This is a genomic window from Micromonospora sp. NPDC000668, from assembly GCF_042897975.1.
Lineage (GTDB): Bacteria > Actinomycetota > Actinomycetes > Mycobacteriales > Micromonosporaceae > Micromonospora.
This window is the reverse complement of sequence record NZ_JBIAYP010000004.1, coordinates 443,962-461,480: the sequence shown is the minus strand read 5'-3', so window position 1 is coordinate 461,480 and position 17,519 is coordinate 443,962. Positions and strand designations below refer to the sequence as shown.

Annotated in this window: 16 protein-coding genes; 10 read left to right on the top strand and 6 right to left on the bottom strand. The window is 73.2% G+C overall.

The annotated features are described in order from the left end of the window. Window positions 1-4 precede the first annotated feature (4 nt). Both hemG and hemQ read left to right on the top strand, forming a co-directional pair. A complete protein-coding gene (gene hemG, locus ACFY29_RS22940; RefSeq protein ID WP_328424948.1) occupies window positions 5-1,414 on the top strand; it encodes a protoporphyrinogen oxidase in 1,410 nt (469 codons plus the stop codon). Next, window positions 1,411-2,112: a hydrogen peroxide-dependent heme synthase gene (gene hemQ / locus ACFY29_RS22935; RefSeq protein WP_328424950.1), complete on the top strand. Its 702-nt coding sequence runs from the start codon at window positions 1,411-1,413 to the stop codon at window positions 2,110-2,112. Before hemG ends, hemQ begins: the two co-directional genes overlap by 4 nt. A gap of 17 nt (window positions 2,113-2,129) precedes the next feature. Here hemQ and ACFY29_RS22930 read toward each other — a convergent pair whose 3' ends face one another. From ACFY29_RS22930 to ACFY29_RS22910, 5 genes are all read right to left on the bottom strand, one after another. Next, entirely contained in the window at window positions 2,130-2,618 is a 489-nt protein-coding gene (locus tag ACFY29_RS22930) for a GNAT family N-acetyltransferase (protein ID WP_386989384.1), read from the bottom strand. 91 nt (window positions 2,619-2,709) lie between these two features. Beyond that, entirely contained in the window at window positions 2,710-3,807 is a 1,098-nt protein-coding gene (locus ACFY29_RS22925) for a lytic polysaccharide monooxygenase (RefSeq protein ID WP_386989380.1), read from the bottom strand. Window positions 3,808-3,925: 118 nt separating this feature from the next. Then, window positions 3,926-4,381: a GNAT family N-acetyltransferase gene (locus tag ACFY29_RS22920; protein WP_328424956.1), complete on the bottom strand. Its 456-nt coding sequence runs from the start codon at window positions 4,379-4,381 to the stop codon at window positions 3,926-3,928. Between the two features lie 61 nt (window positions 4,382-4,442). Beyond that, window positions 4,443-5,387 carry a DMT family transporter gene (locus ACFY29_RS22915; protein WP_386989377.1) on the bottom strand — a complete coding sequence of 315 codons (945 nt, stop codon included), beginning with the start codon at window positions 5,385-5,387 and terminating at the stop codon, window positions 4,443-4,445. 178 nt (window positions 5,388-5,565) lie between these two features. Then, entirely contained in the window at window positions 5,566-5,826 is a 261-nt protein-coding gene (locus tag ACFY29_RS22910) for a Prokaryotic metallothionein (protein WP_328424960.1), read from the bottom strand. Window positions 5,827-6,127: 301 nt separating this feature from the next. Between ACFY29_RS22910 and ACFY29_RS22905 the strand changes: the two genes are divergently transcribed. Beyond that, entirely contained in the window at window positions 6,128-6,877 is a 750-nt protein-coding gene (locus ACFY29_RS22905) for a lytic polysaccharide monooxygenase (RefSeq protein ID WP_386989374.1), read from the top strand. Between the two features lie 61 nt (window positions 6,878-6,938). Beyond that, a complete protein-coding gene (locus ACFY29_RS22900; protein WP_386989371.1) occupies window positions 6,939-7,544 on the top strand; it encodes a DUF305 domain-containing protein in 606 nt (201 codons plus the stop codon). 48 nt (window positions 7,545-7,592) lie between these two features. Here the strand turns inward: ACFY29_RS22900 and msrB are convergent, their stop codons facing one another. Further along, the gene (gene msrB / locus ACFY29_RS22895) at window positions 7,593-7,997 is read right to left on the bottom strand and encodes a peptide-methionine (R)-S-oxide reductase MsrB (RefSeq protein ID WP_328424966.1); all 405 of its coding nucleotides are present in this window, start codon (window positions 7,995-7,997) and stop codon (window positions 7,593-7,595) included. Window positions 7,998-8,044: 47 nt separating this feature from the next. On the opposite strand from msrB, the gene ligD reads away from it, so the two are divergent. The 6 genes from ligD to ACFY29_RS22865 all read left to right on the top strand — a co-directional run bounded on the left by ligD (window position 8,045) and on the right by ACFY29_RS22865 (window position 17,519). Next, the gene (ligD, locus tag ACFY29_RS22890; RefSeq protein WP_386989367.1) at window positions 8,045-9,079 is read left to right on the top strand and encodes a non-homologous end-joining DNA ligase; all 1,035 of its coding nucleotides are present in this window, start codon (window positions 8,045-8,047) and stop codon (window positions 9,077-9,079) included. Window positions 9,080-9,167: 88 nt separating this feature from the next. Beyond that, window positions 9,168-9,734, top strand: coding sequence for an RNA polymerase sigma factor (locus ACFY29_RS22885; protein ID WP_386989365.1), 567 nt, complete (start codon window positions 9,168-9,170; stop codon window positions 9,732-9,734). Continuing rightward, on the top strand, window positions 9,731-10,819 hold the full coding sequence (locus ACFY29_RS22880) for a hypothetical protein (RefSeq protein WP_386989362.1): 1,089 nt from the start codon (window positions 9,731-9,733) through the stop codon (window positions 10,817-10,819). The genes ACFY29_RS22885 and ACFY29_RS22880 overlap by 4 nt, the downstream gene beginning before the upstream one ends. A 150-nt stretch (window positions 10,820-10,969) precedes the next feature. Beyond that, the gene (locus ACFY29_RS22875) at window positions 10,970-11,440 is read left to right on the top strand and encodes a GNAT family N-acetyltransferase (RefSeq protein WP_386989359.1); all 471 of its coding nucleotides are present in this window, start codon (window positions 10,970-10,972) and stop codon (window positions 11,438-11,440) included. Between the two features lie 141 nt (window positions 11,441-11,581). Continuing rightward, window positions 11,582-14,767 (top strand): FtsX-like permease family protein, encoded by a 3,186-nt coding sequence (locus ACFY29_RS22870; protein ID WP_386989356.1) that lies wholly within the window; start codon window positions 11,582-11,584, stop codon window positions 14,765-14,767. A gap of 49 nt (window positions 14,768-14,816) precedes the next feature. Continuing rightward, entirely contained in the window at window positions 14,817-17,519 is a 2,703-nt protein-coding gene (locus ACFY29_RS22865) for an FtsX-like permease family protein (protein ID WP_386989354.1), read from the top strand.

Sequence of the window (17,519 nt, the reverse complement as noted above, 5' to 3'; positions counted from 1 at the left end):
CGCGATGCGGCAGCCTTGGCGGGTGGCGGTGGTCGGCGGCGGAATCGCCGGGCTGGCCGCCGCGGCCCGGTTGCGCGAGAGCGCCCCGGCCGGCACCGAGATCTTGGTGTACGAACAGTCTGGCGCGCTGGGCGGCAAGCTGCGTACCGGCGAGCTGGCCGGCCAGCCGGTGGAGTTCGGCGCTGAGTCGTTCCTGATGCGCGACCCGACCGGTGCCGAGTCCGCCGCGGTGGCCCTGATCCGCCGGCTCGGGATGGCCGAGGAGATCGTGCACCCCACGGTCGGGCAGGCCGCGTTGGTCGTCGACGGAGGGCTGCGCCCTGTCCCGGGCGGCACGCTGGTAGGCGTACCCGGGGATCTGGACAAGGTGGCCGCGGTCGCCCGCCCGGCCGCGGACGCCGACACCGACGGAGGCCGACCGCTGGTCGCACCGGACGTGGACGTCTCGGTGGGTGCGCTGGTCCGCTCCCGCTTCGGCGACGAGGTGGTCGACCGGCTGGTCGACCCGATGCTGGGCGGCGTGTACGCCGGCCGCGCCGACAACCTCTCCCTGGTCACCACCATGCCGGCGTTGGCCCGCGCGGCCCGGGTGGAGCACACCCTGGTGGGCGCGGTCCGGGCGGCGCAGGCCGCGTCGCCGCGCGCCCCCGGCGTCCCGGTCTTCGGCACCCTGGCCAACGGGCTGAGCAGCCTGGTCGAGGCGGCGGCGACGGCCAGCGGCGCGACGGTTCGGCGGGACGCCGCGGTCCGCGAGCTGACTCCGACCGACACGGGCTGGCGGCTCACGGTCGGCCCGACCCGGGACCCGGAGCTGGTCGAGGTGGACGCCGTGGTGCTGGCGGTACCGGCCCGGCCGGCGGCCCGCCTGCTCGCCGGCCCCGCCCCGGTGGTCGCCGCAGGCGTCGGCGAGTTGGACTACGCCAGCGTCGCGCTGGTCACCCTGGCGCTGCCGCAGCCGCGGCTGCCCGAGCTGTCCGGCTTCCTGGTGCCGAGCACCGAGGGCCTGCTGATCAAGGCGGCCACCTTCTTCACCACCAAGTGGGGGCACCTGCGCCGGCCGGACGGGCTGGCGCTGGTGCGTGCCTCGGTGGGTCGGTACGGCGAGGAGGCGCATCTCCAGCGCCCCGACGCGGACCTGGCCGCCACCGTGCATCGCGAGCTCTCGGCGGTGCTCGGCACCCCGCTGCCCGCCCCGGTCGACGGGCACGTGCAGCGGTGGGGCGGAGCGCTGCCCCAGTACACCCCGGGGCACGCCGACCGGGTCGCCGCCGCGCGGACGGCGTTGCGGGCCGCGCACCCCACCCTCGTCCTCGCCGGCGCCGGCTACGACGGGGTCGGCATACCGGTCTGCGTCCGCTCCGGCGAGACGGCGGCCGACGAGATCATCACAGCACTGGGAGGATCGGCGAGATGACCGAGCAGACCAACGCGGCCCGGTTGCGGGAGCTGAACGACAGCATCCGCTACACCATGTGGTCGGTGTTCCGGGCCAGCGCACCGCTGCCGTCGCTGCGGGACAACGTCACCGGTGAGGTCGAGTCACTCTTCGAGGAGTTGGCCGGCAAGGACGTGGTGATCCGGGGCGTGTACGACGTCTCCGGGCTGCGCGCCGACGCGGACGTGATGATCTGGTGGCACTCCGCCTCCAGCGACGCGCTGCAGGACGCGTACCTGCGGTTCCGCCGCACCACCCTGGGCCGGGCGCTCACCCCGGTCTGGTCGCAGATGGCGCTGCACCGGCCGGCGGAGTTCAACAAGAGCCACATCCCGGCGTTCCTGGGCGGCGAGGAGGCCCGCCCCTACATCTGCGTGTACCCGTTCGTCCGCTCCTACGAGTGGTACCTGCTGCCGGACGCCGAGCGGCGCGAGATGCTGGCCGAGCACGGGAAGATGGCTCGCGGCTACCCGGACGTACGGGCCAACACGGTCGCCTCGTTCGCGCTGGGCGACTACGAGTGGATGCTCGCCTTCGAGGCCGACGAGCTGCACCGGATCGTCGACCTGATGCGCGACCTCCGCGCCTCCGGCGCCCGCCGCCACGTCCGCGAGGAAGTCCCCTTCTACACCGGCCGCCGCCGCTCGATCGCCGAGATCGTCGACTGCCTGGTCTGATCCCCGCCGGGCGCGGGTCAGAGCGGGCGGAGCATGACCTGTTCGCGGCGTACGCCGTCGGACAGGAGGTCACCGAGTTCGTCGGTGCGGCCGAAGCCGGCGCGCAGGTAGAGGGCCTTCGCCGCCGCGTTGTCCGGCATGACGCTGAGGCGTAGCCGGTCGGCGCCGCTCTCGCGGGCCCAGTCCGCCACCGCGTCCACCAGGAGGTGGCCGACCTTCCGACCGCGCGCCTCGGGGTGCACCCACATCGAGATCAGCTCCATGACGAGCGGGTCTGGCGTGGGTACGCCGCTGGCCATCCCGACCGGCCGTCCGCCCAGGACGGCCACGAGGTTGTGCGAGCCGGGGATGGTCAGCCGGTCGCGCCAGCGCTCCGCACGGTCGCCGTCGCCCTGCCAGTCGGCCAGCCGGGAGCCGAACGCGTCCGGCGCCTCGGTGAGGGCGGCCAGCCGCAGCTCGCGCCAGGTCGGCCAGTCGTCGGGGGTGAGCACCCTTGTCTCGATCATGCGGGGATCGTGCCGGGGGCCGGCGTCCCGCACCACCGGATTTCCCGCCGGCCGGCGCCGCACCCCCGCCCGGGTGCGGCGCCGGTCGGGGTCAACTGGTCGCCGTGCAGGAGACCAGTGGGGCGGGGTTGCTGCCGTTCCACGAGCCGAGCAGACCGAAGGTGGTGCTCGCTCCGGCGGCGAGGGTGCCGTTGTAGTCGACGTTGCGGGCGGTGACCAGCGTGCCGCTGGTGCTGATGGTGGTGTTCCACGACGAGCTGACCTGCTGGCCGTTGGCGTAGTTCCAGCTCACCGACCAGCCCTGGGTGGGTGAGCCGCCGGCGGTCACCCGGACCTCGGCCTGGAAGCCGCCGGCCCACTGGCCGGTGACCTGGTACGTCGCCGTGCAGGCCCCGGCCGGCGGAGTGGTCGGCGGAGGCGTGGTGGGCGGGGGAGTGGTGGGCGGCGGGGTCGTGGGCGGCGGGGTGGTGGGCGGCGGAGTGCCCGTTCCGCCGGAGAAGTCGACGTCGCTGCACAGGTAGTACGACTGGTCCAGGTGGCTGGCCTGCCAGATGGTGTAGACGATGTGCCGACCGGTGCGGCCCGGCGCGTTGGCCGGGATCTCGATGGAGACGCCGCCGGTCTCCTGCTTCCACTGCGACGCCGGGGTGTGGCCGATTTGGCCGGTCAGCTCCAGGTCGTCCCAGCCGAGCGGCTCGGTCAGCGGGTTGAAGCCCTGCCGGGTCACGTACACCCGGATGTAGTCGGCGCCGTGGCTGGCCTGGTCGAAGAAGCGGACCCGGAAGTTGCTCGACACCGCGGTGGTCTTCCAGGCGCCGACGGTGTCCAGGGCGTTGTAGCGGCCGCTGGACGTGCGCCCGCCGCTGCACAGTTGCCCGTTGGGGATGGCGCCCTGGTGGTTGCCGGCCACACCCTCGCGGAACAGGCCGTTCCAGTTCCACATGGCGTTCGGGTCGGCCTGCCAGGCCTGCCAGCACATCGGATCCTCGGTGGCCATCCGGGGATTTTGGAAGTCGCTGCCCCAGCGTTGCCAGCAGCCGTAGTTGCGCGAGGCCGGGTCAACGACCGAGCCGTGCGCCGAGGCGGGGCGGACCAGCGCGGTGGTCAGCGCGGTGGACAGCAGGAGCGTGGCGGCCGCCGCGATGGCGAGCAGCCAGAGCATGCGTGGTGATCGGACGAGAGTGGACATGGAGCCCCCGGGGGGATGAGGTCGGACGACGACACCCGGACTGCCGGGAGATGCCCGCTCCCGTGCCTACTCGCAGGCTCCCGCGATGGCTCTACCCGGCACGATGCCAGGCAGATCGTCAGACGTCAATGGCTTCGCGACGCATCGGGGTGTGCGGGATGCCGTCCTCGACGTACTCCGGGCCGCTGACCGCGAAGCCGTGCCGGGTGTAGAAGGCGACCAGGTGCGACTGCGCGTCCAGCACACAGGCCCGGTTGCCCACCACCTCCAGCGCCGTGGCCATCAGCCGGCCGGCGTGGCCGCCGCCGCGCGCCGCCGGGGCCACCACCACCCGACCGATCCGGGCGGTGCCGTCCGGGTCGGCCAGGATTCGCAGGTACGCCAGCGGCGCGCCGCCGTCGGTCAGCCAGAGGTGGCGGGTGCCCGGTTCCACGTCCCGCCCGTCCAACTCCGGGTACGGGCAGTGCTGCTCCACCACGAACACGTCGATGCGCAGCTTGAGCAGGTCGTGGAAGGTGCGGGCGTTCAGGTCGGCGAACGAGGCCGTCCGGACCTCGGTGGTCTGCTGGGGCACGCACCGATGGTAGGCCGTCCGGCCGGGCGGGTTCCGGTGCGTCCCGCCCGGCCGGGCCGGGTCACGGTCTGTCGGGGCGGGCGGGGGTGAGATAGGTGGCGGCCACGGCGGTGAGCAGCAGCGCGCCGCCGACGATCACCGGCAGCGGCAGTGGCTCGTGCAGCAGCACCACGGCCAGCGCCGCCGCGGTCAGCGGTTCGAGCAGGGTCAGCACTGCGGCGACGCTGCCGGAGGTGGTGCGCAGTCCGGCGTAGAACAGCGCGTACGCCACCGCGGTGGTGACCACGCCGAGGTGCAGCAGCAGCGCCACGGTGTCGACGCGCACCGGTACGCCGATCCCGGCGACCAGCGCGAACGGCGCCAGCGTCAGCGCACCTACGGTGGTGGAGATGGTGGTCAGCGTCATCGGCGCGGCGCGCTGCGACACCTGCCGGCTGATCAGGGTGGTCACCGCGTACCCGAGGCCGGACCCGGCCGCCGCGAGCAGGCCGAGCAGCGGTGCGGGCGCTGCCCCGGTGGGTTCCGCGGTGGCGCCGGTGATCAGGGCGAGGCCGGCGACGGCGGCGATCAGCGTGCCGAGCCGCAGCGGACCGGGGAGCCGCCGGGCGCGCACCGACTCCCAGGCCGCGGCGAGCACCGGGGCCAGGCCCAGGCTGACCACGGTGGCCACGCCGACTCCGGCCAGTGCCACGGCGGCGAAGTAGAGCGCCTGGTAGAGGCCGAGGCCGATTCCGGTCAGCAGCAGCGGAACCGGCGCCGCGCGCAGGGCGGCGAGGATCGCGCCAAGCCGGCCGGCGGTGCACGCCAGCAGGACGAGCGCGGCGATCGCGAGGCGGTGGAAGCCGATGCTCACCGGGCTGAGCCCGGTGCTTTCGCGCAGGAGTTGCACCGCCACGCCGGTGGTGCCCCACAGCACTCCGGTGACGGTGATCTGGATCAGGCCGGTGCGGGCCTGGGCGACGGCCGGGGCCGGGGCGGCCGGCGGCGCGGTACGGGACGTGGACACGGGTGCGCTCCGAAGGGTGAGCCGTTGACGGGGACGACGTCGACGGAGCGCGTACGGCGAGATGGCCGAGCCGGGTCAGGCACCGGTCGGCGGGAGGCGCGGCGCTCCGTTCAGGAGCGCGGCGGGGGCAGGACGCCCAGGAACGGCCGCATGGGGACGACCGTACCGCAGGGCCGCGTCAGGCGGGTCGCGAGCCGACGGCGTCGCGGATCTCGGCACCCTCGGTGCCCTCGACCGAGCGGGCGCAGTGCGCGCAGCAGAAGAACCGGCCGTTGACCTCGACGCCGTGCCCGACGATCTTGATCTGGCAATGTTCGCAGATCGGTGCCATCCGGTGGATCGCACACTCGAACGAGTCGAAGGTGTGCACGTCGCCGCTGACCGTACGCACCTCGAACGCCATCCAGTAGTCGTTGCCGCAGACCTCGCACGTTGCCATGGAAAACCTCCTGTATCAGGACATGTGCCACCAGACTGCTCCAGTGCGGGGCGGTCAAGGGCGAAATGCCGCCAGTCGACCGGCCGGTGCGGCGTGTCGGCTCCGGCGTGTCGTCCGGTGGGCCGATTGAGCCGCGGCTCGACGACGAATCGGCCGACCAGGTCGACGACTGCGGCGGGCTGCTCCGGCTCTGACGGAAAACTCGTCACCATCGATGTATTTTATCGACAAGGGTCTTTACTGTTAACAAAGTTTAAATTACCTTGAGGGGCACCACCCGACCTGGAGAAGGAGTGCCCCGATGCGTCGAAGAATCACTGTCCCGCTGGTGGCGGCGGGCGCCGTGGCCGCCACCCTCACCGTCGCCGCGCCCGCGCAGGCGCACGGTTACGTCTCCGCCCCACCGAGCCGGCAGGCGCTCTGCGCGCAGGGGCGGGTGCCCGACTGCGGGCAGATCAAGTACGAGCCGCAGAGCGTCGAGGGCCCCAAGGGTCTGCGCAGCTGCAACGCCGGAATCGCCCACTTCGCTGTCCTCAACGACGACAGCCGGGGCTGGCCGGCCACCTCGGTCGGCAGCTCGCTGACCTTCACCTGGGTGAACACCGCCCGGCACGCGACCAGCAACTGGGAGTACTGGATCGGCAACACCCGGGTCGCCTCGGTCAACGGCAACGGGCAGCAGCCGGGCGCCACCGTCTCGCACAACGTCAACCTCGGCGGCTTCTCGGGCCGGCAGAAGATCCTCGCGGTGTGGAACATCTCCGACACCGCGAACGCCTTCTACTCCTGCATCGACGTGCAGATCGGTGGCGGCGGCGGGCCGACACCCAGCCCCACCCCGACCCCGACCGCCTCACCCACCCCGCGGCCCACCCCGACCGCCACGCCGACCACTCCGCCGGCGCCGGGTGGCAGCTGGACGGCCGGCCGGGCGTACCAGATCGGCGACCAGGTCACCTACGGCGGGTCGACGTACCGCTGCCGGCAGGCGCACACCGCGATCCCCGGATGGGAGCCGCCGAACGTGCCGGCGCTCTGGAGTCAGGTCTGACCGCACGGGTGCGGCCCCCGGTCGCACCCGTGCGCCATCCTCGCTGATCGGAGCACCCGGCATGACCCGCCGAACCCTGCTGGCGCCCCTGCTCACCGCGCTCCTGCTCACCGCCGCCTGCGCCGGGCCACCCGCGGTGACCCCGTCGGCCGTGCCGCAACCGGCTGGCGCGCCGTCGGCTGTCGAGTCCCCGAACGGGTCGGCGCCCGCCGGGGACTCGATGAGCGGCATCGACGTGGTGTTCCTGAGCACGATGGTCGGCCACAGTGAGCGCACCCTGCAGATCGTCCGGCTGGCCCGGGACCGGGTGCGCGACGACGCGCTGCGCACCCTGGCCGCCGCCATCGAGGCGACCGAGGCCGACGAGTTGTCCGCCATGCGCGGCTGGCTGCCCACGGCGGGGCCGGGTGCCAGCGCGGCCACACACCACCACGCCGGGCACGGGGATGACGCCGCGCTCGACCGGCTGCGGGCCGCGCCGGACGCCGACGTCGACCGGGTGCTGCGCGAGGTGCTCGCCGACCACCAGCGGGCGGCGGCCGACCTGGCCCGGGCCCAGGTCGACGTCGGACGCAACGAGCGGGTACGCGACCTGGCCCGGCGGATCGAGCAGTCCCGGACCGCCGAGGTCGGGCTGCTGACCATGCCGCCGGCCGCGCGGCGGTGATCGGGGTACGCCGCTGGCGCACCTCCCGCCACGCGGAGGCGGCTCAGGTCAGCGGGGTTCCAGCCGGATGGAGACCGAGTTGACGCAGTGCCGGGTGTCCTTCGGCGTGAAGCCCTCGCCGTGGAAGACGTGCCCGAGGTGGCTGTTGCAGCGGGCGCAGCGGATCTCCGTACGGGCCATGCCCATGCTGCGGTCCTCGATCTCCTTGACCCGGCCCGGGATGGCGTCGTCGAAGCTCGGCCACCCGCAGTGCGAGTCGAACTTCGTGTCGCTGGAGAAGAGTTCGAGCCCGCAGGCGCGGCAGTTGTAGACGCCGGCCGTCTTGGTGTCCACGTACTCGCCGGTCCACGCGCGTTCGGTGCCGGCCTCCCGCAGTACGTGGAACTCCTCGGGGGTCAACCGGACCCGCCACTCGTCCTCGGTCTGGGGCAGCTCGTTGTCGTCAAGACTCACCCGTCAACGGTACGTCGTGCGTCGGGGCTGTGGCATAAGGTCGCGGGATGGGTGGCACCAAGGCAGCGGTCGCCGAGGTCGAGGTGGCTGGGCACACCGTACGGCTGAGCAGTCCGGATCGGGTGATCTTCCCGCAGCGGGGCTTCACCAAGGCGGACGTCTTCCACTACTACCTCGCGGTCGGCGACGGCATCATGCGCGCCCTGCGGGACCGGCCCACCACGCTGCAACGCTTTCCCGAGGGCGTCGAGGGCGAGATGTTCTTCCAGAAGCGGGTGCCCACCCGGGGCGTACCGCCCTGGATCTCCACCGCGGAGATCACCTTCCCGAGCGGCCGGAGCGCGGCGGAGCTCTGCCCGGCCGACCTGGCGCACGTGGCCTGGGCGGCGCAGATGGGCACCATCGTGTTCCACCCGTGGCCGGTGCGCGCCGCCGACGTCGACCAGCCCGACGAGCTGCGCATCGACCTGGACCCGCAGCCCGGCACCGACTTCGCCGACGCGGCGCGGGCCGCCGCGGAGGTCCGCGCGGTCCTCGACGAGTTGGGTGCCACCGGCTGGCCGAAAACCTCCGGCGGCCGGGGCGTGCACGTCTACCTGCGGATCCAACCCCGCTGGACGTTCACCGAGGTGCGCCGCGCCACCATCGCGCTGGCCCGGGAGGTGGAGCGCCGCCACCCCGCTCTGGTCACCACCGCCTGGTGGAAGGAGGAGCGCGGCAACCGGGTCTTCGTCGACTACAACCAGATGGCCCGGGACCGCACCATCGCCTGCGCGTACTCCCTGCGGGCCAACGCGCGGGCCACCGTCTCCACCCCGGTCACCTGGGATGAGCTGCCCGACGTCGAGCCGGACGACTTCGACCTGCGCAGCGTCCCGGCCCGGCTCACCGAGCGGGGCGACCCGCATGCCGGCATCGACGACGCCCCGTGGGACATCACCCCGCTGCTGGAGTGGGCCGAGCGGGACGCCGCCGCCGGCCAGGGCGACCTGCCGTACCCGCCGGACCACCCGAAGATGCCCGGCGAGCCCAAGCGGGTCCAGCCCAGCCGCGCCAAGCGCACGCCCGGCGACAGCACCTGACGCTGGCGGTCGACACCGGCCCCGACGCGCGTCGCGATTTCTGGATCGGACCCGTCACGACGGGCGCTCGACCGGACATGGAGTAGACGTGACCTCCGGGACTGAGCACGAGGACCGCTTCCGTCGCATCTACGCGGTCAACTTCGAGCCGCTGCTGGCGTACGCCATGCGGCGCGTCGAGCAGCCCGAAGACGCGGCTGACGTGGTCGCCGAGACCTTCCTCGTCGCCTGGCGGCGCAGCCGTGAGATGCCGCCGGAGGCCGAGGTCCGGCTGTGGTTGCACGGCGTGGCCCGACGGGTGCTGGCCAACCACCACCGCGGCGGAGTGCGCCGGGGACGGCTGGGTGAACGGTTGCGGCAACGGCTCAGGGCCGCGGTCGCCGTCGACCCGGGCAGCGAGGTGCCGGAACGGCTCACGGTCCAGGCCGCGCTGGCCAGGCTGGGCGAGTTGGACCGGGAGGTGTTGATGCTGACCTTCTGGGAGGGCCTGGAGCCACGCGAGGCCGCCGTGGTTCTGCACGTGAGCCCGGCTGCGGTCCGCACCCGGCTGTCGCGTGCCCGGGCCCGGTTGCGAAGTCTCGTCGGTGACGACCTCGGCCCACCCGGACATGTACTCGACGTCATGGCCGCACGAGCCCCGGAGGAGGGCAGATGACCGACGAGCAGCTCGACCGGATGGTCCGAGACGCCGACCCGTACCGACCCGATGTCATCACTCACCTCGACGGGGCCGCACAGCACCTCCTGGAGGAGATCATGTCCGCGCCGACCCTCGAGACCGTCGCCGAACCGCCGGGCAAGCCCTCACGGGCGCGTCGAACCATGATGAGCGGCCTCGCCAGCGCCGGTGTCGCGGCCGCCGTTCTCGCCATTGTCCTCACCGTCTCGATCATGAATGTCGATCAGCCGGGAGGCCGCGAAGCATCCCCGGACACCAGTCCCACCTCCGAGGCGACGAAACCAACCTCCTACTCCGCCATGGTCCTCAAGGCGGCCGAGGAGAACCCACGGCTGTTGATCGACCAGCCTGGCTGGAAGGCCACCACCGTCTACGGGTTCACCGAGAAGGAGGGCACCATCGAGTTCAGCAACGACGGGCAGCGGTTGCAGATGAACTGGTACCCGGCCGACCAGTACGACGGCTACCACAAGGATCGGCTGCACGTCAGCAAACCGGAGCAGGTGACGGTCGACCGCTGGCCGGGCGACCTGTTCCGCTACAGCGCGAGCGACTTCGCGGTCATGCTCCGGCCCCGCGACGGGTCCTTCGTCGAACTGCGTACCGGGAGCGCCTGGACGCGAAGCGAGTTCGATCGGGTTCTCGCCGACGTGGTCCGCGTCGACGCCCGTACGTGGCTGGCCGCGCTTCCGGCGGAGATCGTCACCCCGGATCGGGTGGACGAGCAGGCGGCCAAGGTGCTCGCCGACGTGCCGCTCCCGCCGGGCTTCGACACAGCAGCCCTGACCGGCCTCGGCACGAACGACGCCTACCAGTTCGGCGCCGCGCTGACCAGCCGGGTCGGCTGCGGGTGGATCGCGGAGTGGCTGCGCGCGAAGCAGGCCGGCGACGCCGCCGCGCTTCAGCGGGCCGCTGACGCGCTGCGCAGCAGCCACAAATGGAAGGTGCTGCACCAGATGAACGACGAGGGTGACTGGCCGGAGGTGTTCTGGGAGACCGCCGACAAGGTGGCCGCCGGAGAGTTTCCCGCCGGGTACCGAGGGGCCCTGGGCTGCGAATAGCCGTCCCGGATCGGCCAGCCGGCTTGTGGGGAAGGGCGCCGGGGATCAGCTGATCCCCCGGCGCCCTACCTGCTCATGATCGACTCGACGTCGGCGATGGTGCGGTGTCCGGGGCCTGCGTGGTGAGCGCGGGTGGCATAGCGTGCCGGCATGGCGGCACTGGAACTCGTACCGATGACCGAGGAGCAGTACCTGCAGTATCGGCATCGAGCGGAAATCAGCTATGCGCACGACATCGCAGCTTCCGGCGCGGTGCCGTTGCCGGAGGCGCAGGAGAAGTCGCGCCAGGACTATGACCGACTTCTGCCCGGCGGCTTGGCGACGGAGGGTCATCATCTCTGGACCGCCTACGAGGGCGATGTCGAGATCGGCATGCTGTGGCTGCACCTCGAACGAAAGTCCGACGGTCTGCACGCTTTCGGCTACGACTTCTACGTGGAATCGGACCTGCGCCGCAAGGGCTACGGTCGAGCGATCATGCAGGCCGCGGAGCAGTTGTGCCGGGAGTGGGGCGTCGTGTCCGTGGGCTTGAGTGTCTTCGGTTTCAATTTCGGCGCCCGTGACCTGTACGAGCAGATGGGCTACGAGGTCACCGCGATTCAGATGCGTAAGCGTCTGTAGTCCGCTGACACCGCGCCGACCGGACGGGTCGAGCTGGAGCTGACTCTCCTCGGAGTAACGATCAAGTAACGGGCGCGAACCTTTCCCGGGGGATGACCTGTCTTGAAGGTCGTCGGCCCGTCAGGGCCAGGGGAGGCGTCGATGAAGCTGGTGTGGAGGCGGGCCCGCGAGGCACGGGGTCTGCTGGTGGCCGCGGTGATCGCCGCCCTGGTTGCCGTCGCGTTGGTCACCGGCCTGTCCGACTACAACCGCCGCGCGGTGGACGCCGGGCAGCGGGCGCTGGTGGCGGCCTCGCCGGCCGAGGAGCGCGGCCTGCTGGTCAATGGCTCCGGCGGGCGCGACGCCGCCGAGTTCGCCACCCGCGACAAGGCGGTCCGGGACGAGTTCGCCGACGGGCTCGCCGGGGTGCCGGTCACCGTTGCCGCGGCCCGGTACGGAACCGGCCGGGAGTTGACCGGCGACCTCGGGTCGGTGCCCCGTCCCGGCGACGAACCGGTCTTCGCCAACCTGGCAACCCTCGAAGACCTGGCCGCGCACGCCGAGCTGACCAGCGGGGCGTGGCCCCGCCCCGGCGCGAACCCGATCCAGGTGAGCCTGCCGGAACGGGTCGCCACCGCGCTGGGCCTGACCACCGGCGAACCGATCCCGGTGCGCGACCGGTCCATCGAGCGGGCCAGCCAGGTGGTGCTCGCCGGTACCTGGCGGCCCCGCGATCCTGCCGAGGCGTACTGGCTGCTGGCCCCCGGGGTGGGTGCGGGCAGCGCCGGCTCGGCCACCTCGTACGGGCCGTTCGTGCTGGACCCGGCCGACTTCGCGGCCACCTTCCCGGGCTCGGTGTCGGCGTCCTGGCTGGCCGAACCGGACCTCGCGGGCGTCGACGCCGCCGACCTGCCCGCCGTGCGGACGGCCATGACGGAGGCCGCCACGGCGGTGCCCGAGGCCGCCAACCTGGGCGCGTCGGGGCAGACGCTGACCCGGATGGATCGGCTGCTGGACCGGATGGCCCGAGCCGACCTGGTGGGCCGCTCCGCGCTGGCCACCCCACTACTGCTCATCCTGGTGCTCGGCGGGTACGCGCTGGTGCTGGTCGCCGCACTGCTGCACGAGGACCGCCGCGCGCAGACCGCGCTGCTGCGCGCCCGTGGCGCCGCCCGCCGGCAGTTGGCCGGCCTGGCCGCCCGCGAGGCGGCCCTGGTGGTCGCCCCGGCCGCCCTGCTCGGGCCACTGATCGCCGTGGAGGCGCTGCGGTACGTCCGGCCGGGCGGGGCGGCGGAACTCTCCACCGCAGGCGGCAACACCACCCTGGTCTGGGCGGCTGCCGCCGCCACCGCGGCCGGCTGCCTGGTGGCCATGGTCGCTCCGACGCTGCGCGGCTCCGGCACGTACGTGGCCGACATGGCCGCCCGGTCCCGGCCGAACCGGGCGGCGAGCGTCCAGCGGGCCAGCGTCGACCTGGTGCTGGTGGCGCTGGCACTGCTCGCCTGGGTGCAACTGCGCCGGTACGCCTCTCCGCTGGCCGGTTCGGGTGGCCGGCTCGGGATCGACCCGCTGCTGATCGCCGCTCCGACGCTCGGCGTGCTGGCCGGCGCCGTGCTGGCGCTGCGGGTGCTCCCGCCGCTCACCCGGTTCGCCGAACGGTTCGTCGACCGACGCCCCTGGACGGCCACCATGTTGGGCATGTGGCAGGCCGGCCGGCGTCCGCACGCTGGCCCGGTGCTGCTGCTCGCGCTCGCCGTCGGTGGCAGCACCCTGGCCTGGTCGCTGATCAGCACGGGGGAGCGGTCCCAGGCCGAGCAGGCCGGTCACACGGTCGGCGCCGACCTGCGGGTGACCGAGCGGGCTGGTTCCGGCCCGCCGACCCGGGTCGGTCAGCTCGCCGCCCTGCCTGGCGTGGAACGGGCGCTGCCGGTGTGGCGCGACGAGGTGCGGGTCGGCCGGAAGGACCTGCCGGTGACCGTGATCGGCCTCGACGCCGCCAGCGCCGCCGGCGTCGTACGGCTCGGCGACCAGCTGGCCGACGAGCCGGTGCCGCAGCTCTACCAGCAGATGGTGCGGGCCCGGGGTGCCCCCGCCGGCGTCGAACTGCCCGCGGACGCCCGCGAGATCACCGGCACGGTCCGTACCCCGGTGGAGGGGGCAACCCGGCCGCTCCAGATCGCGGTGACGCTGCTGGTCACCAGCTCCGACGGGCTCGCCCTGCGGCTCCCGGTGGCCGACGCCGACAGCGACGGCCGGATCACCCCGTTCACCGTGCGACTGCCCGACGTCGACGGGGCACGGCTGCGGCTGGCCGGCTTCGAAGCCGACGGCGGGCCGGCGGTCGGCACGTCCTACCGGCTCCAGGTGGACGGGTTGACCGTGGTCGGTGCGGACGGCACCACCCGGCCCGCCGGACTGACCGGTGACTGGGTCATGGTGGCCGGCGACGAGCGACCCTCGCCGGTACGGACCACCGCCACCGGGTTCTCCGAATTCCACCCGGTGGCGTTGATTCCCGGCGGGCAGTTCGCCTACCAGCCGGACACCCGGTTCGCCATCGTGCCCGCCGGGCAGAGCCCGGCCATACCGGTGCTGATGACCCCGCAGGTACGCGACACGCTGAGCCTCGGCATCGGCGACACCATCAACCTGACGCTGTCCGGAGCGACGCTGCCGGTCAAGCTGGTTGGTGAGGTGACCGCCGTGCCGGCCACCACCGGTGAGGGCATCCTGCTGGACCTGCCCGCTGCGGTCGACGCGCTGATTCGAAACGGCGGCATCGTGCGACCAGTACCGGAGTGGTGGATCGGCACCGACGACGCGACGGCCGCCGCCCGCGCCGCCAGCGAGTTGCCCGCTGTCACCGTGCTCGCCCGCGAGGCGGTGATCGAGTCGTCCGCCGAGGACCCGTACTGGCGCGGGTCGCGTACCGGAATGCTCGCCGCGGCGCTCGGTGCGGTGCTGCTCGCCCTGGTCGGCCTCATGGTCGACGTGTGGGCCACCGCCCGGCGCCGGCTGAGTGAGTTCGCGGTGCTGCACACCCTCGGCGCCACGCCCCGGCTGCTGGCCCGGGCGTTGCTGGCCGAACAGACCTTCCTGGCCGGCATCGGCGTGGGGGTCGGGCTGCTGCTCGGCGCCGCGGTGGGGGCAACCATGGCTCCGCTGGTCATCCTCACCCCGGCCGCCGGCCGGCCGGTGCCCCCGGCGACGTTCGAGCTGCCCTGGGTGCCGATCGGCGCGACAGCGGTCGGCCTGCTGCTGGCGGCGCTCGCCTTCAGCGCGTTCATCGCCACCGGCATCCGGCAGCGGGTGGCGGCGGTGCAGTTGCGGATCGGGGGAGAACGATGAGCGGGCGCGACGTGCGACCCGGTGACCGGGCGCGACGGGGGAGTACCCGATGAGCATCGGTGCGGCCGTCCGGCGAGTCCGGGCGTACGGCGGGCAGTTCCTGCTCCTGGCGGTGCTGACGCTGGTGGTCACGCTGCTGGTCAGCGGCGTGCCCCGGCTCGTCAACCGGCTCGCCGAACAGGGCCTGCGGGCGCAGTTGACCAGCGAGCCGGCCGCGCGCCGGGACATCTCGTACACCTCCGGGGTAATGACCGCCCCGTCCACGAAAATCATGGGCGACGCCCGCAGGCAGTTCGAGGCCATGGCCGAGAAGATGCCGGCGCCGGTGCGCTCGGCGGTGGCCGAGCGGTGGTACAGCGTGGACGCCGCGCCGACCCGAGTGGTCGGCCCCGACCTGAAGGCGCGCAACCTGCTGGTCGACCTGGGCCTGCGTGCCATGCCTGGCGTCCAGGATGCCGGCACCCTCGTCGAGGGGACGTGGCCGAACGAGACGTACGTCCCCGACCGGCCGACCGAGGTGGCGCTCGACGCCGACGTGGCCCGCAAGCTGAACCTGCGGGCCGGCAGCCAACTGCAGATCGGCACACCCACCAAGACCGGTATCACCGAGCCGGCCCCGATGGTGGTGGTCGGGCTGTTCCGCCCGGTCGACCGGGCGGGCGGCATCTGGGACGCGCTGCCATCGCTGCTGCAGGTCATCAGTCCGCGCGGGGACGGCGAACCGTTCATCGCCGTGGGTGTGGTCGCCGAGGTGACCATCGACAAGCGGGCCGCGGCGGGTTGGCCGGTGCGTTCCGACTGGCGTTACCGGCTCGGCATCGACCGGATCGACGCACGCCAGCTCGACCAGTTGATCGACGGCCTGCAACAGCTGCAACGCGAAGCCGATCCGAATCTCACGCTGATCCAGGGCGCCGACGTTCCGCTGCGCGCGTTCGCCGCACAGGTGGACGCCGCCCGGACCCTGCTGGCGGTGATCTCGGCCGGGGTGCTGGCCACCCTGGCCGGGCTCGTCGTACTCGCGGCCATCCTCGCCGCCCGGCGCCGCCGCTCGGAGTTCGCCCTGCTGCGCGCCCGTGGTGGCGCGGCCACCACCGGCGCCCGACGCAGCCTCGCCGAGTCGCTGCTGGTGGTACCGGTCGCCGCCGTCCTGGGCTGGTGGCTGGGCACCCTGGTCCCCGGCACCCCGGACCCGACCGCGCCGTACGTCATCGCGGCGGCCGTGCTGGTCACCCTGGCACTGCCGATGGCCACGCTGGCCGTGCCGGCCGGCGGGGCCGCCCGCTGGGACCTGATCCGGGTACGGCCCTCGGCCCGCCGGCTCACCGTCGAGGTCTTCCTGCTGCTGTTGGCCGGACTTGCCACGGTGCTGCTGCGCCGGCGCGGACTCACCCTCGGCGAGGTGGACCCGTTGCTGGTGTCGGTGCCCGTGCTGTTCGCGATCGCCGCGGCGGTGCTCGCGCTGCGCGCGTACCCCTGGCCGTTGTTGTTGGTCAGCCGGCTGGCCGCGCGGACCCGGGGCAGTGTGACCTTCCTCGGCACCGCGCGAGCCGGCCGGTCCGCCGTCGCCGCCCCACTGGTCGTCGTGGTGCTGGCGATCGGAACCGCGGCGTTCTGCGCGGTGGTCGCCGCCGGCGTCGACGCGAGCCGGGACCGGGCCGCCGAGCAGGCGGTCCCGGCCGACGCGCTGATCCGGGGTGAACGGTTCGCCCCGGACACCATCGACGAGCTGGGCCGCCTGCCCGGGGTACGGGCCGCAACCCGGGTGCTGAACGAGCCGGCTGACCGGCTGGCTGCCGACGAGATCGGCACCGACGCCCGGATCGGGCAGGTGGCCGTGCTGTTGGTCGACGCCCCGGGGTTGGCCACGGTGACGCGGGAGTCCGGTGTGGACCTGCCGATGTCACCCGCGCTGCTCACCGCCCGGGCCGAACCGGGGCCGCTGCCCGCGGTCGTCTCCCCGGCGATCGCCGCTGACCTGGCCCGCGCCGGGCTGGACGGCTCCGCCTTCGCTTCCGTGCAGGGCCAGCGGTACGAGTTCCGGGTGGCTGACACCGCGGAGAGCTTCCCGCTGCTGCCGGAGAACAGCAGCCGGTTCGTCATCCTGCCCTGGCAGGCGCTGCCCGAGCGGAACACCACGCCCGTACCGACCAGCGTGCTGGTCGCCGGAGACCGGCTGGACGCGGAGGTGCTGCGCCAGGCCGGTGACCAGGGGCAGCTGCGCTACCAGCAGACCGGGGCGGTGACCGGTCGGGAAAGGCCGAGCGGGGTGACGGTCTCCACCCGGGCGGACGTCCGACAGGAGTTGGCTGACGGCGGCGCGAACGGGGTGCTGGCCTTCGGGTTCGTGGCCGGCGCCGTCGGTGGCACCGTGCTCGGGTTGCTGGCCATCGCGTTCACCGTGCTGGCCGGCGCGCGGGCCCGGGGCCAGGTGCTGTCCCGGCTGCGCACCCTTGGCCTGTCCCGTCGGCAGTGGCGAGGGCTGCTGCTGGTCGAGCTGACCCCGCTGGTCGGGGTGTCGGTGCTGACCGGCGCGCTGGTCGGGGCGGCGCTGCCCCTCCTGCTCAACCCGGTGCTCGGCCTGTCCGCGTTCACCAGTGGTGTCCCGGTCCGGGTGGCCTTCGAGCCCGGTCTGGTCGCCGCCGTGCTCGCGCTCGGGGCGGTCGCCCTCGGCTTCGCGGTCGCCGTCGAGGCCCTGAACAACCGCCGGCTGCGCCTCGGTGAGGTGCTCCGGCTCGGAGAGGAGAGCTGA

Bases quoted from the DNA above. Each gene is read 5' to 3' on its own strand.
- hemG (WP_328424948.1), top strand. From the start codon at position 5: ATGCGGCAGCCTTGGCGGGTGGCGGTGGTCGGCGGCGGAATCGCCGGG.
- hemQ (WP_328424950.1), top strand. From the start codon at position 1,411: ATGACCGAGCAGACCAACGCGGCCCGGTTGCGGGAGCTGAACGACAGC.
- ACFY29_RS22930 (WP_386989384.1), bottom strand. From the start codon at position 2,618: ATGATCGAGACAAGGGTGCTCACCCCCGACGACTGGCCGACCTGGCGC.
- ACFY29_RS22925 (WP_386989380.1), bottom strand. From the start codon at position 3,807: ATGTCCACTCTCGTCCGATCACCACGCATGCTCTGGCTGCTCGCCATC.
- ACFY29_RS22910 (WP_328424960.1), bottom strand. From the start codon at position 5,826: ATGGCAACGTGCGAGGTCTGCGGCAACGACTACTGGATGGCGTTCGAG.
- ACFY29_RS22905 (WP_386989374.1), top strand. From the start codon at position 6,128: ATGCGTCGAAGAATCACTGTCCCGCTGGTGGCGGCGGGCGCCGTGGCC.
- ACFY29_RS22900 (WP_386989371.1), top strand. From the start codon at position 6,939: ATGACCCGCCGAACCCTGCTGGCGCCCCTGCTCACCGCGCTCCTGCTC.
- ligD (WP_386989367.1), top strand. From the start codon at position 8,045: ATGGGTGGCACCAAGGCAGCGGTCGCCGAGGTCGAGGTGGCTGGGCAC.
- ACFY29_RS22880 (WP_386989362.1), top strand. From the start codon at position 9,731: ATGACCGACGAGCAGCTCGACCGGATGGTCCGAGACGCCGACCCGTAC.
- ACFY29_RS22875 (WP_386989359.1), top strand. From the start codon at position 10,970: ATGGCGGCACTGGAACTCGTACCGATGACCGAGGAGCAGTACCTGCAG.
- ACFY29_RS22870 (WP_386989356.1), top strand. From the start codon at position 11,582: ATGAAGCTGGTGTGGAGGCGGGCCCGCGAGGCACGGGGTCTGCTGGTG.
- ACFY29_RS22865 (WP_386989354.1), top strand. From the start codon at position 14,817: ATGAGCATCGGTGCGGCCGTCCGGCGAGTCCGGGCGTACGGCGGGCAG.